The 12,436-nt window shown below is 74.0% G+C and carries 11 protein-coding genes; 8 read left to right on the forward strand and 3 right to left on the reverse strand.

The window, feature by feature from the left end; all coding sequences use genetic code 11:
* Positions 1–224 precede the first annotated feature (224 nt).
* The 3 genes from MXD60_RS22370 to MXD60_RS22380 all read left to right on the forward strand — a co-directional run bounded on the left by MXD60_RS22370 (position 225) and on the right by MXD60_RS22380 (position 3,503).
* The gene (locus tag MXD60_RS22370; RefSeq protein ID WP_248821302.1) at positions 225–1,277 is read left to right on the forward strand and encodes an ABC transporter ATP-binding protein; all 1,053 of its coding nucleotides are present in this window, start codon (positions 225–227) and stop codon (positions 1,275–1,277) included.
* Entirely contained in the window at positions 1,274–2,347 is a 1,074-nt protein-coding gene (locus MXD60_RS22375) for an LLM class flavin-dependent oxidoreductase (protein ID WP_248821303.1), read from the forward strand. Before MXD60_RS22370 ends, MXD60_RS22375 begins: the two co-directional genes overlap by 4 nt.
* A gap of 61 nt (positions 2,348–2,408) precedes the next feature.
* Positions 2,409–3,503, forward strand: a complete 1,095-nt coding sequence (locus tag MXD60_RS22380) for an LLM class flavin-dependent oxidoreductase (protein ID WP_248821304.1) — start codon at positions 2,409–2,411, stop codon at positions 3,501–3,503.
* Positions 3,504–3,553: 50 nt separating this feature from the next.
* On the opposite strand, the gene MXD60_RS22385 is transcribed toward MXD60_RS22380, so the two are convergent.
* Together MXD60_RS22385 and MXD60_RS22390 are read right to left on the reverse strand one after the other, a co-directional pair.
* A complete protein-coding gene (locus MXD60_RS22385) occupies positions 3,554–4,429 on the reverse strand; it encodes a DUF72 domain-containing protein (RefSeq protein WP_368861268.1) in 876 nt (291 codons plus the stop codon).
* Positions 4,430–4,461: 32 nt separating this feature from the next.
* Entirely contained in the window at positions 4,462–5,592 is a 1,131-nt protein-coding gene (locus tag MXD60_RS22390; protein WP_248821305.1) for an epoxide hydrolase family protein, read from the reverse strand.
* Between the two features lie 517 nt (positions 5,593–6,109).
* Here MXD60_RS22390 and MXD60_RS30470 point away from each other — a divergent pair.
* The 4 genes from MXD60_RS30470 (at position 6,110) to MXD60_RS22410 (ending at position 10,686) form a co-directional block, all read left to right on the forward strand.
* Positions 6,110–6,586, forward strand: coding sequence for a substrate-binding domain-containing protein (locus tag MXD60_RS30470; RefSeq protein WP_248821328.1), 477 nt, complete (start codon positions 6,110–6,112; stop codon positions 6,584–6,586).
* A 235-nt stretch (positions 6,587–6,821) separates the two neighbouring features.
* Positions 6,822–8,507, forward strand: coding sequence for a diguanylate cyclase domain-containing protein (locus MXD60_RS29520; protein WP_248821306.1), 1,686 nt, complete (start codon positions 6,822–6,824; stop codon positions 8,505–8,507).
* 446 nt (positions 8,508–8,953) lie between these two features.
* Positions 8,954–9,373, forward strand: coding sequence for a YciI family protein (locus tag MXD60_RS22405; RefSeq protein WP_248821307.1), 420 nt, complete (start codon positions 8,954–8,956; stop codon positions 9,371–9,373).
* Positions 9,373–10,686, forward strand: a complete 1,314-nt coding sequence (locus tag MXD60_RS22410) for an RNA polymerase sigma factor (protein WP_248821308.1) — start codon at positions 9,373–9,375, stop codon at positions 10,684–10,686. The genes MXD60_RS22405 and MXD60_RS22410 overlap by 1 nt, the downstream gene beginning before the upstream one ends.
* Before the next feature lie 171 nt (positions 10,687–10,857).
* Here MXD60_RS22410 and MXD60_RS22415 read toward each other — a convergent pair whose 3' ends face one another.
* Positions 10,858–11,799, reverse strand: a complete 942-nt coding sequence (locus tag MXD60_RS22415) for a helix-turn-helix domain-containing protein (RefSeq protein ID WP_248821309.1) — start codon at positions 11,797–11,799, stop codon at positions 10,858–10,860.
* A 149-nt stretch (positions 11,800–11,948) separates the two neighbouring features.
* Here MXD60_RS22415 and MXD60_RS22420 point away from each other — a divergent pair, with 149 nt between their 5' ends.
* Positions 11,949–12,434, forward strand: coding sequence for a pyridoxamine 5'-phosphate oxidase family protein (locus MXD60_RS22420; protein WP_248821310.1), 486 nt, complete (start codon positions 11,949–11,951; stop codon positions 12,432–12,434).
* Positions 12,435–12,436: the final 2 nt, after the last annotated feature.

Raw genomic sequence — 12,436 nt, forward strand, 5'->3', positions numbered from 1 at the left:
AAGGGCGCCACGTTGTCGCACCGCAACATCCTCAACCTCACTCTCGTGTCCCGGTTCCGCGCCGCGGCCGCCGCGGCCGCCGCCGCCCCCCCCCCCCGCCGCCCCCCCCCCCGCCCCCCGTCCAGACCTCTGCACACCAGACCTCTGCACACCAGACCGACGCCGTCCCCGCGCCGGCCGCGTCAGCTCCGTCGGCCGAGCTCCTGCGGGTCGAGGGGCTGGGGGTGTCGTTCGCCCGGCCCGGCGGCGGTCGGCGGGTTCGGGTCCTGACGGACGTGGGGCTCACCGTGTCGGCCGGGGAGATCGTCGGGATCGTCGGCGAGACCGGCTCCGGCAAGACGACGCTGGCCCGGGCCGTCGCCGGTCTCAACGCCCCGGACCGCGGCCAGGTCCACCTCGACGGCCAGGACATCACCGGCCTGCGCGGGCGGGCGCGGCGACGACTGCGGCGCTCCGGCGCCATCCAGTTCGTCTTCCAGGACCCGCTGCGGTCCCTGGACCCGGCGCTCACCGTCGGGGCCAGCCTCCGGGAGGGCCTGGCGATCGCCGGCACGGGGACCCGCGCGCAGCGGGCGGAACGGGTGGCGGCCGCACTGCGCCAGGTCGGCCTCGACCCGGCGGTGGCCGACCGGTACCCCGCGCAGATCTCCGGCGGCCAGCGCCAGCGGGCCTCCATCGCCCGTGCCGTCGTCTCCGACCCCCGGCTGCTGCTCTGCGACGAGCCGGTCAGCGCGCTCGACGCGTCCAACCGCAACCACATCCTGCTGCTGCTCGACGAGCTGCGGCGCCGGCTGTCCGTCGGCATCGTGGTGATCTCCCACGACCTCAGCACGCTGGCCGGGATCGCCGACCGGGTGGTCGTGCTCTACCGGGGGCGGGTGGTCGAGGACGGGCCGATCGAGGAGGTCTTCGCCCGGCCGCGGCACCCGTACACCGCGCTGCTCCTCGCGTCCGCGCCGGACATCCACGGCCGGGATCGCCACGCCGCGGCCCGGTTGCGCCTGGCCGGCGACAGCGCGGCCACGGCCGCAGCCGTGGCGAGCCAGCCGGCCAGCTGCGGCTTCGCCCACCGGTGCCGCTTCGCCACCGACGCCTGCGTCGAGACCCCACCGCAGCGCGCTCTCACCGGCCGGGCAGCCGGCGCGTGGACCGTGGCCTGCCACCACGCCGAGACCTGGCCGGACGAGCTCGCCGCCACCACCCCACAGGCCGCCGTCTCCCCACAGGCCGCCGTCTCCCGAAAGGCCGCCGTCTCCCGAAAGGACCCAGCAGCATGAGCATCGAATTCATCGGGATCGCCCACACGGCCGCGGGCAGCGAGGCGCAGGGCTTCGCCGAGCGGGCCGTCGACTCCGACTACCTCGACCGGCTGATCCACACGCACGAGGACGCCGGGTTCGACCGGGTGCTCGTCGCGCACAGCTCCGCGATGCCGGACGGCTTCGTCACCGCCGACCAGATCCTCTCCCGCACGACGACGCTGAAGGTGCTGCTGGCGCACCGCCCCGGGTTCGTCGCGCCGACCATCGCCGCGCGCTCGTTCGCCACGCTCGACGCCTTCCACCCCGGCCGGATCGCCCTGCACGTGATCACTGGCGGGGACGACACGGATCAGGCCCGCGACGGCGACCTCACCGACAAGGTGACCCGCTACCGCCGCACCGACGAGTTCCTCGACGTGCTGCGCCGGGAGTGGGAGTCCGCGACGCCGTTCGACTACGACGGCGAGTTCTACCAGGTGCGCGCCGGCTGGTCGTCGGTGCGCCCGCCGGCGGGACGCATCCCGATCTACTTCGGCGGCGCGTCGACGGACGCGGTCCGGGTCGGCGCGAAACATGCCGACGTGTACGCCTTCTGGGGCGAGCCGCTGGCCGGGATCGCCGAGCGGATCGCGCAGGTCCGGGCGGCGGCGCCGACCGGGCGCGACCCGCGCTTCAGCGTGAGCCTGCGGCCCATCCCGGCCGAGACCGAGCAGGCCGCCTGGGACCGGGCCGCCGAGATCCTCGAGCTCACCCGGGAGCGGGTCGGCGAGGTCAAGAAGGTGTTCGGCATCGACGGCGCCGCGCAGGTCGGCTCCCAGCGCCTGCTGAAGTACGCCGCCGAGGGCGACGTCCACGACAAGCGCCTGTGGACCGCGATCGCGAAGGCCACCGGTGCCGCGGGCAACTCGACCGCCCTGGTCGGCAGCTACGAGCAGGTCGCCGAGTCCCTCGTCGACTACGTGGGCGTCGGCGTGTCCACCCTGCTCATCCGCGGTTTCGACCCGGTCGCGGACGCCCGCGACTACGGAACGCTCATCCGGCTCGTCCGCGAGCAGACCGCCGAGCGGCAGCCGGTGTCCGTCTGAGGTTCGCCCGGCTCTCGCCGCGGTTCCCGTCACGTTCCAGCGCCAGGGAAGGTTCGCGCACATGTCCCTTGAAGTTCTCGGCATGGTGGGCACCAAGGAGGCCTCGGAGACCCGGGGCTCCTACTTCGACGGGCCCGCCGTCGACACGCCCTACCTGACCCGGTTCGCGAAGGCCCACGACGAGGCCGGGTTCGACCGGGTGCTCATCGGCTACGGCGCCACCCAGCCCGACGGTTTCGCCGTCGCCGGCCACGTCCTCGCCCACGCCGAGCGGCTCGGCGTTCTCATCGCGCACCGGCCGGGGTTCTCGGTGCCGACGCTGGTCGCCCGCAAGCTCGCCACGCTCGACCAGCTCAGCGGCGGCGGCCGGGTCGCCATCCACCACATCTCCGGGGGCAGCGACGCCGACCAGCGCCGCGACGGCGACTTCGCCGACCACGACACCCGCTATGCCCGCACCGCCGAGTTCATGGCGGTGCTGCGCCGGGTCCTGACCTCCGACGCGCCGTTCGACCACGAGGGCCGGTTCTACCGGTTCGAGGGCGCGTTCAGCTCGGTCAAGCCCGCCACCCCCGCCGGCATCCCGCTGTTCTTCGGCGGGCAGTCGGACGCCGCCGTCGCGGTCGGCGCCGAGCACGCCGACACCTACATGCTGTTCGGCGAGCCGCTGGCACAGACCGCCGAGCGGATCGCGCTGCTGCGGGCCGAGGCGGCGAAGCACGGGCGGACCCTGCGGTTCAGCCTGTCGACCCGGCCGATCATCGCCGACACCGAGGAAGCCGCCTGGGACCGGGCCGAGGCCATCGCGGCCGAGACCCGCCGCCGCGTGGACGCGGCGGCGCAGGGCCGCGGCCTGTTCCCCGGGATGTCCGCGTCGGTGTCCTCCGCCCGGATGCAGGAGGTGGCGGCCCGCCAGCAGGTGTACGACGACCGGCTCTGGTTCGGCGTGACCGCGCTGACCGGTCCGGGTGGCAACTCCTCCGGGCATGTCGGCACCGCCCAGCAGGTGGCCGACGCGCTGCTGCGGTACCACGAGATCGGCGTCGACACGTTCCTCATCCGCGGCTTCGACCCCTACGACGACGTCGTGCACTGGGGCCGGGAGCTCATCCCCGCGCTGCGGGCGGGCGCGGACCGCGTCGCCCAGCCCGCGTAGACGGACCTGGTTGCGGCGTCGGAACACCGAACCTCAGAACAGGCCGAACCTCAGAACAGGGTGAGGGGCTCGGCCGGGATCGGCTCGGGCAACGCGGCGAGGCCGGGCACCAGGGCCCGGACCTCGCCGTGGAACCGGCGGGCGAGCTGCGGCGCGTCGGCGTTGTCCGGGGTGTGCACGAACAGGGTCGGTGACCGGCCCTCGCGCAGCCACGCGGCGGTGACGTCGACCCAGCGCCGCCAGCCCTCGACCGTCCGCTCGGCGTCGTCCCGGCCCAGGTAGCGCACGATCGGCCGGTCGGTCAGTGCGGTCGTGCGCAGCGGCATCCGCGGCTTCTTCGCCCAGGCGTCCCGTTCGGCGTCGCTCTCCGGCGGGCTACGGAAGAACGCGGTGGTGTCGAACGGGATCCACTCGGCGTCGACGGTCTCCAGCGCCTGCGCCAGGAGCCGCGCGGCCCACGGGTCGGTGAAGAACGCCGGGTGGCGGACCTCGACGGCGCAGCGCTGGGCCCGGGGCAGCCGGCGCAGGAAGCGAGCGAGCCCGCCGACGTCGGCCGGGGCGAACGAGCCCGGCAACTGGATCCACAGGGCACCGAGGCGCGGGCCGAGTGGCTCCGTCGCGCTGAGGAAGGCCCGCATCTCCACGTCGACGTCGGTCAGCCGCCGCTCGTGCGTGACGACCTTCGGCAGCTTGATCACGAACCGGAAGTCCGGGTCGGTCTGGCCGGCCCATGACGCCACCGTCTCCCGGGCCGGGGTCGCGTAGAAGGTCGTGTTGCCCTCGACGGCGTTGCACCAGCCCGCGTAGCCGCGCAGCCGCTCGTGCGCGGGCAGCGCGGGCGCCACGAACCGCCCCTGCCAGGACTTGTGCGCCCACATCGCGCAGCCCACGTGCAAAGCGGGGGCCGCGGCGCCGGTGTCCGACATGCCAGCCGAGTCTAGGGCGTCCGCCCGCGGCGTCAGCGGACGTGTCGGAAGAAGCCGCGGACCTCCTCGACGAAGGCGGCGGGCTGCTCGAAGGCGGCGAAGTGCCCGCCGCGGGCGGGTTCGCCGAACCAGCGCAGGTCGGTGAAGCGGATCTCGGCCCAGCGCCGCGACGCCCGGAACAGTTCCTGCGGGAACACCGAGACCCCGGACGGCACGGCGACCTCGCCGGTGTCGACGTCGCGGAAGCTCTCCCAGTACAGCCGGGCGGAGGACGTCGCCGTGCCGGTGAACCAGTAGACCGAGATGTCGTCGAGCATCTGGTCGCGGGTCAGGGCCTTCTCCGGATGGCCGTCGCAGTCGGTCCATTCCCGGAACTTCTCCAGGATCCAGGCGCACTGCCCGGCGGGCGAGTCGGCGAGGCCGTAGCCGAGGGTCTGCGGACGGGTGGACTGCTGGGACGAGTAGCCCATGCCCGACGTCGCGTACTCGCCCGCGCGGGCCAGAGCGGACTGCTCACTGGCGGTGAGGTCGGTCATCGGCACCTGACCGAAGGGCACGATCGGCATGTTGACGTGCAGGCCGACCACCCGGTCGGGCCGCTGCCGGCCGAGGCTCGTTGTCACCATCGCGCCCCAGTCACCGCCCTGCGCGCCATACCGGTCGTAGCCCAGCCGGCCCATCAGCTCATCCCAGGCGCGGGCGATCCGCGCCACCCCCCAGCCCGTCTCGGCCGGCGTGTCACTCCATCCATAGCCCGGCAGCGACGGGATGACGACGTCGAACGCGTCCCGGGGGTCCGCCGGGTCCGTCAGTGCGTCGATCACCCCGAGGAACTCGACCACCGAACCCGGCCAGCCATGGGTCAGCACCAACGGCAGCGCGGCCGGGTGCGGCGACCGGACATGGATGAAATGCACCCCGAGGCCGTCGAGGTTCGTCCGGAAGTGCGGCACCGCGTTCAGCCGGGCCTGCGCCGCCGCGAAGTCGTAGCCGTCCGACCAGTAGCCGCACAGCTCCCGCAGATACGCCAGCGGCACGCCCTGCGACCAGTCCGTCACCGGTGCCGGGCCTGCCCAGCGCGTCCGCCGCAGCCGCTCGCGCAGGTCCGCGATCGCCTGGTCGGAGTACGCGATGTGCAGCGGCTCGATGTCCGTTTCCGTCATGGTCCCACCCTGCCGCGACGGGCCTGGCCGCGTCGAGCGAAGCCCCGGGGCCGGCCGCGACAGCAATGGTGCCGCCCGGCCGAGCGCGGCACGCGCACGGGGCATGCTGGAATCACCTGCGGGCGCCAACACACCGGGGCAGACGATCTCGTCGGCAACCCGTGAGCGGGTGAGCGAGGCGGCCACCCGGCTGGGCTACCGGCCGAACGGGCCCGCCCGGGCGCTGGCCAGCGGGCGCAGCCGGATCATCCTGCTGGTGGTGCCCGACGCGCCGGTCGAGTACCGCTTCCACGACTTCATCACCGTGGCCTCGCCCCTGCTGGAGCGGGCCGGCTACTCGCTCGTGACCTACTCCCGCAGACCGGGGGCAGCGCCCGACCGCTGTGGGAGTCGCTGGTCCCCGACCTGCTCGTCAGTGCCACGCCGTTCGACCCGGCGGACCTCGCGTCCATGGCCGCCTGCGGAGTGGGCGCGATCTTCCCGGACCCGGACCGCGGGGACGCCTTCGTCTCCCTGGGTGAGCACTCCGCGCCGAAGCTCCAGGTGGAGCATCTCCACGAGCTCGCTCCCGGGACCATCCCGCCGGCTGCGCAGCGCCACCGGGCGGCGTGCGACCGGACGAGGTCCCTCGGCCTGGAGCCGCCGGAGCTGCGCCGCCTCGACTATCAGGGGCCCTCCACCGACGAGGGCGGTGCGCCGCTGGCACCGCGACGGGATCACCGCGGTCGTCGCCTTCAACGACGATGCCGCCGCCGACGTGGTGAGCGCCTCGGTGCGCGCGGGACTGCGGGTCCCCGCGGACCTGGCGGTCGTCGGCAACGACGACGCCCCGATCGCCCGCATGTTCATGCCGGCGCCGTCGACCGTGCGGCTCGACGTCGATGACCTCGGCCGCCGGTTCGCCGAGTTCGCCCTGTACCGGGTCGGCGACGGGCCGCGGCCGCGGTGGACAGGTGGCATCACCATGACGCTCGTCCGGCGCGCCAGCACCTGAGCGGCCTCGGCCAACCGGGTCCCGCGTCGGCGGACCTCGCAGCGGCGGACCTCGCAGCGGTGCGGAGGTGCCAAACCGCAGGTAAGAGGGAAGAAATCGGGGCGGGAGGCGATGGATCGTGCGGGTAATCGGGACGGGTGGGCCGTCCAGTCCCTCCCGTACGCCCCCGCGCGGCGGCCGGACCACCCCCGCGTCACGGGACCCCGTCAGCGAGTCCACCTTCCGGCGGCTGGTTGTGGTGATCACGGTGGCGTTCGCCGTGGCCATGGTGCTGCGCCAGACGCTGGCCGGTACGGCCGCGGAGATCGCCCGGACGGTGCCCACGCTGCTCGGCAGCGCGACGGCGGTCGTGCTCGTCGTCGTCGGCCTCGCCCGCGCACCCGCCGGCGAACGGCTCTGGCGGGTGCTGATGGCACCCGGCATGATCGGGACCTTCATCGGCGCGTTCGAGTGGAGCCTGCTCTACCTCGGCATCATCGGCGGCTACGCCACCCAGGGCCCGCGGCCGGCGGACGCGGCGCACATCGTCTCCCTCACCCTCGCGCTGCTGGCGCTGGTGGCCTATCCCAGCGAGTCGGCCCGCGACTCCCGCGCACCACCCGCGGTGGGGGAACTCGGCGCGCGGATCCGCAGCGACGCGGTGGTCCTCATCGACATCCTGCTGATCGTGGTGTCGATGATGCTGATCGCGTGGGTCGGGCTGCTGCACGAGTCGACCGCGCGGATCCACGGCCTGCGGCTCGTTCTCGCGGTCACCCACTCCCTCGGCGGGACGGCGACCGTCGTCGGCCTGATCCTGGTGCTGACCTTCCGCCGGCCGCGCAACGGCCGCGCCATGGCCCTGCTGACCGCCGGGATGGCTCTGATCACCGCGGCGGAGGCCGCGATCGTCCACGCGATCCAGAACGGGCCGAACCCGGTCAACCAGGCGATCCTCACCGTCGGTGGGCTGACGATCGCTCCGTTGCTGGTCGGGCTCGCCATGATCGCACCACCGCAGCCGGGACGCCGCCGGGAACGCTCGGAACGCACCGAGACGCTGCTGCACTGGGCCCATCAGTGCCTGCCCTACCTGCCCTTCGGGGTGGCGGCCGTCCTGGTCGTGCCCCGGGCGGTGCGCGGCGAGGCCATCGGTGGCGTGACCCTGCAGCTCGCCGTCGCGCTCGCGATCCTCGTCACCGTCCGCCAGGTCGTCATGATCGGTCAGAACGCCCGGCTGCTCGTCCAAGTCCAGGCCTCCCAGCGGCGGTTACGCCACCAGGCGACCCACGACTCCCTCACCGGCCTGGCCAACCGCGCGTTGTTCACCGACGAGCTCGACGCCGCCTTCACCGCACACCAGACCAACGGCGCCGGTCTCGCCCTGCTCTACTGCGACGTCGACGCCTTCAAACGCGTCAACGACACCCACGGCCACGCCGTCGGCGACGAACTCCTGCGCGCCGTCGCCGGCCGCCTACGCGGCGCCGTCCGCCACCACGACCTCGTCGCCCGACTCGGCGGCGACGAGTTCGCCGTCCTCCTGCGCGAGGGCGACGACCTGACGACCATCAGCGACCTCACCGCCCGCCGCATCGTCGAGGTCATGCATCCCGTGTTCGACCTCGGCGGCCGGCGCCTGCACATCGGCCTGTCCGTCGGCGCCGCCGTCGCCCTCGCCGACAGAAGCGGCCCAACGATCGACACCAGCGAGGATCTCCTGCGCGAGGCCGACCGCGTGATGTACACCGTCAAGGCACACGAACGACACTCCGGACGCCCACCAGCCCGCACGCGCCTGCCGAGCGCACCGCGCCCCGCCGGCAACCCTCAGGGCGAGCGTGACCGCGGCAGGCGCCCGGCATCCGGCCCGGGCGCGACATCCGTCGAGGGCGGGCTGGATTGCGGCTTCGGTCGCGCGACCTCGTCAAGCCCGCCCTAGCTCAGGTGGCGTGGCCGTCCTGGAGCAGGGTCGGGTCGACGCGCAGCTCCGCGCGGACCGCGGCCTCCCAGAAAGCCGCGGAAGCCCTCCCCGTCGCCGGCCTTCATCGCCGCAAGGGGGCCGCGGGCAGCCGGGACACCGGCTCGCCCCGGCGGCGCGCACGGCCCGCACCGTCTTCACCGACGACCCGCCGCCGGCGGTGGCGGCGCCCGCCGGGCCGGCCTCCCTGTCGTCCGCCGGCCCGACGTCGTCCGCCGGCCCGATGTCGGCCACCGTCACGGGCTCCTCGACCAGGACGGGACCGTACCCGGGGCCGCCCGTCCATCGCGGGCCGGACAGGTTTCCAAGATTTTTTCGCGGCCGCTGTCGATGCGCCCTCGTGCCGTTCGACCTGTGCGTGGAAGGGTCGAGAGGCGACCCGCGAGGCAGACGACAGGAGTCCAGCGATGGCGAAGTTCATGCTGATCATGCGGAACACCGACGAGTCCCTGAAGACGATGATGGCGACGCCCTTCGAGGAGATGCTCGACAAGGTCGGCCGCTTCAACGAGGAGCTGATCAGCGCGGGCGTGCTGGTCGCGGCCGAGGGGCTCGACGACCCGGCCAACGGTGCCGTCATCGACTACGAGGGCGAGACGCCGGTCGTCACCGACGGCCCGTACGGCGAGACCCGGGAGCTGTTCGGCGGCTTCTACCTCATCGAGGTGCCCTCGAAGGAGGAGGCGATCGAGTGGGCCCGGCGGATGCCGGCGCTGCCCGGCTCGAAGTGCGAGCTGCGCCGGGTGCCGAGCATCGACGAGTTCCCCCAGGACAACGAGTGGGTCATCAAGGAGCGCGGCTGGCGCGAGCGCACCGGCCAGCTCTGATGCACTCCCCCGACGGCCTGGGTGGGGACGGCGATGCCGCGGCGGTGCGGCGCACCGTCGAGGCGGTGTGGCGGATGTCCTCGGCCCGGATCGTCGGAGCGCTCGCCCGGTACACCGGGGACTTCGCCCTCGCCGAGGATGTCGCCCAGGAGGCGGTCGCCGAGGCGCTGGTGGCCTGGCCGCGCGAGGGCACGCCGGCGAACCCGACGGGCTGGCTGCTGACCACCGCGCGGCGGCGCGCCATCGACGGCTTCCGCCGCCGCGCCGCCCTCGACGAGCGGTACACCGCGCTCGCCAGCCAGCTGCCCGAGGGCGGGGCCAGCTCGGGCGCGCCCGCGGTGGCGGCCGCGGGCGACGGCGACCTGCCGTGGGACCCCGACCGGATCGACGACGACATCCTCGCGCTGATCTTCGTGGCCTGCCATCCCGTGCTCTCCCCCGAGGCCCGGGTGGCGCTGACGCTGCGCGCGGTCGGCGGGCTGTCCAGCGAGGAGATCGCCCGGGCGTTCCTCGTGCCGGTCCCGACGGTCCAGGCACGGATCACCCGGGCGAAGAAGACGATCGCCGCGGCGGGCGTGCCGTTCGAGCTGCCGCCGACACACGAGCGCCGCGCCCGGCTCGGCGCGGTCCTCAGCGTCCTGTACGTGATCTTCACGGAGGGTTCGACGGCCACGGCCGGCGCCGATCTGCTGCGGCCCGACCTCGCCCACGAGGCGATCCGGCTGGCCCGGATGGTGGTCGCCCTGGTGCCCACCGAACCCGAGGCGCACGGCCTGCTCGCGCTGTGTGAGCTCACCGCGGCACGCTTCCCCGCCCGCACCGGCCCCGACGGCGAGCTGGTTCTCCTGGAGCACCAGGATCGGCGCCGGTGGGACCGCTCGGCGATCCGTCGCGGCCAGGGGGCCCTCGACCGGGCGGCGTCGCTGGGGCGCGGGCTCGGGCCGTACGGCCTGCAGGCGGCGATCGCGGCCTGCCACGCGGCGGCGCCGTCGGTCGCGGCGACCGACTGGGAACGGATCGTGCTGCTCTACGAGGCGCTCGGCCGGGTGGCGCCCAACCCGGTCGTCGAGCTCAACCGGGCCGTCGCCGTCGCGATGGCACAGGGTCCGCTGCCGGCGTTGGCGATGGTCGACGAGCTGGCCGCCGCGGGCCGCCTCGCCGGCTCGCACCTGGTGCCGAGCGTGCGCGGCGAGCTGCTCGCCAGGCTCGGCCGCACCGCGCAGGCCCGCACCGAGCTGGAGCTGGCGGCCCGGCTGTGCCGCAACGACCGCGAACGCGCCCTGCTCCTGCGCAAGGTCGCCGACCTGAGCTGAGCCAGGCAGCGCCCGGTTTGACCACGCAGAGGAGCCAGCTGCGCTACCCACCGGTCGCTCTGGAGGGCTCAGGGTCCGGTTTGACCATGCGGAGGAGCCGGCCGCGCTGCCCGCTGGTCGCTCTGGAGGGGTCGGTGTCCCGGATCGCCCCGTAGAGGGGCCGGACACGATCTAGGCGGGTTGTGTTGGGACCGGGGTGGTTCGTTCGGCGGCGCCGATGGCGGCGGTCGCGTCGACGAGGCGCCGGCCGAGGGCGTCGGCCCGCTCGGCGGACATCGGCCGCATCGGGTGGACCGACACCGTCATGGTCACCTGTCCGGATCCGGAGTCGAACACGGGGGCGGCGATGGAGGTGACGGCGCGCCGTTCGTCGTCGTCCTCGCCGTCGGTCTCGAACCCGCGGGCGGTGATCTCGGTGAGCAGCCCGTCGACCGTGCGGCGCATGGCCGCCGCCCGCGGGTCGCCGCGCAACGCGACCATCAGCCGCGCCGCCTGCGAGGTGGCGGGGCCGCGGCGCTCGATGCCGAAGCCGCGTTCGCGGGTGGCGGTGAGCATCGCGTCGAGCCGGTCGGCGAGCCCGGGGCTGGTGACCGCGCCGCGTTGCAGCCAGGCGCGGCGGCCCTCGCCGTCCTCCCAGGCGGCGAAGGCGGCGCCGAAGGGCGCGGCGAAGGGCAGCCGGTCGCCGGCGGCGACGTCGGCGATCTGGCAGACGCCCAGGTCGAAGGTCGTGATGACCAGTTCGTCGCCGATGCGTTCGGTGACGCCCGCCGGGTAGCCGAGCTCGCTCGCGAAGGCGCGGACGACGGCCGCGGCGGCCGTCTGCCGGCGGGAGCGGCGCGCCGCGGACCTGGCGGCGGCCACGCCCAGGGCGGGGCCGAGAGCGAACGTCCGCGTCGTCGCGTCGCGCACGGCCCAGCCACGGTCGCAGAGCGTCGCCATGATCGCGTGCGCGGTCGCGTGGGTCAGGCCGAGCTCACGGACGAGATCGCGCAGCCGCGGCGGCTCGGCGGCCCGACCCGCCAGCAGTTCGAGCACGTCGAGGACCCGCGCGGTGGGCGGCGATGTCGTGCTCGGCCCGGCGGTCCGGCTGGCGGTCGGCCCGGCCGTCGACATAGCTTGACCCTCCTCTGCGGCGACCATACGGTGTCGAAAGAACGACACCAGGATATCGACTATTCGATATCGGGCAGGGGCCCCACGCACACGCGGCACCCGCGAACACGCGGACATCCACGAACCACGACGCACGAAGGCGGAGCGGCATGCGGCCCGAGCTGATCGAAACCCAGCAGCGGAGGCGGAAAATCGCCCTCACGGTCGAGGAGGTCGACGCGCTGCTCACCGAGGCGCGGACCTGCCGCGTCGCCACCCTCACCGGCAGCGGCGCCCCGCACATCAGCCCGCTCTGGTACGTCTGGGACGGCACCTCGCTGTGGCTGTACTCGATCGTGAACAGCCAGCGGTGGGCGGACATCGCCCGGGACCCGCGGGCCGCGGTCGTCGTCGACATCGACGGTGAGTTCAACGAGCTGCGCGGCGTCGAGCTGCGCGGCCGGTTCGAGGCCGTCGGCGAGAACCCGCGTACCGGGAAAGAGGACAACCCGGAGCTGGCCACGCCGGAGCGGCTGTTCGCCGGCAAGTACGTCGCCAACCCGGACGGCTCGATGTACCACGACGGCCGGCACGCCTGGCTGCGCCTGACGCCGGACAAGGTCGCCTCCTGGGACCACCGCAAGATCACTTTCTAGTT

Source organism: Frankia sp. AgB32 (assembly GCF_023243045.1).
In the GTDB taxonomy this organism is placed as follows: domain Bacteria; phylum Actinomycetota; class Actinomycetes; order Frankiales; family Frankiaceae; genus Frankia.

Excerpts from the sequence above, each read along its gene's own strand:
- MXD60_RS22385 (WP_368861268.1), bottom strand. The coding sequence starts at position 4,429 with ATGTCGGACACCGGCGCCGCGGCCCCCGCTTTGCACGTGGGCTGCGCG.
- MXD60_RS22380 (WP_248821304.1), top strand. The coding sequence starts at position 2,409 with ATGTCCCTTGAAGTTCTCGGCATGGTGGGCACCAAGGAGGCCTCGGAG.
- MXD60_RS22375 (WP_248821303.1), top strand. The coding sequence starts at position 1,274 with ATGAGCATCGAATTCATCGGGATCGCCCACACGGCCGCGGGCAGCGAG.
- MXD60_RS22405 (WP_248821307.1), top strand. The coding sequence starts at position 8,954 with ATGGCGAAGTTCATGCTGATCATGCGGAACACCGACGAGTCCCTGAAG.
- MXD60_RS22390 (WP_248821305.1), bottom strand. The coding sequence starts at position 5,592 with ATGACGGAAACGGACATCGAGCCGCTGCACATCGCGTACTCCGACCAG.
- MXD60_RS22410 (WP_248821308.1), top strand. The coding sequence starts at position 9,373 with ATGCACTCCCCCGACGGCCTGGGTGGGGACGGCGATGCCGCGGCGGTG.
- MXD60_RS22420 (WP_248821310.1), top strand. The coding sequence starts at position 11,949 with ATGCGGCCCGAGCTGATCGAAACCCAGCAGCGGAGGCGGAAAATCGCC.
- MXD60_RS22415 (WP_248821309.1), bottom strand. The coding sequence starts at position 11,799 with ATGTCGACGGCCGGGCCGACCGCCAGCCGGACCGCCGGGCCGAGCACG.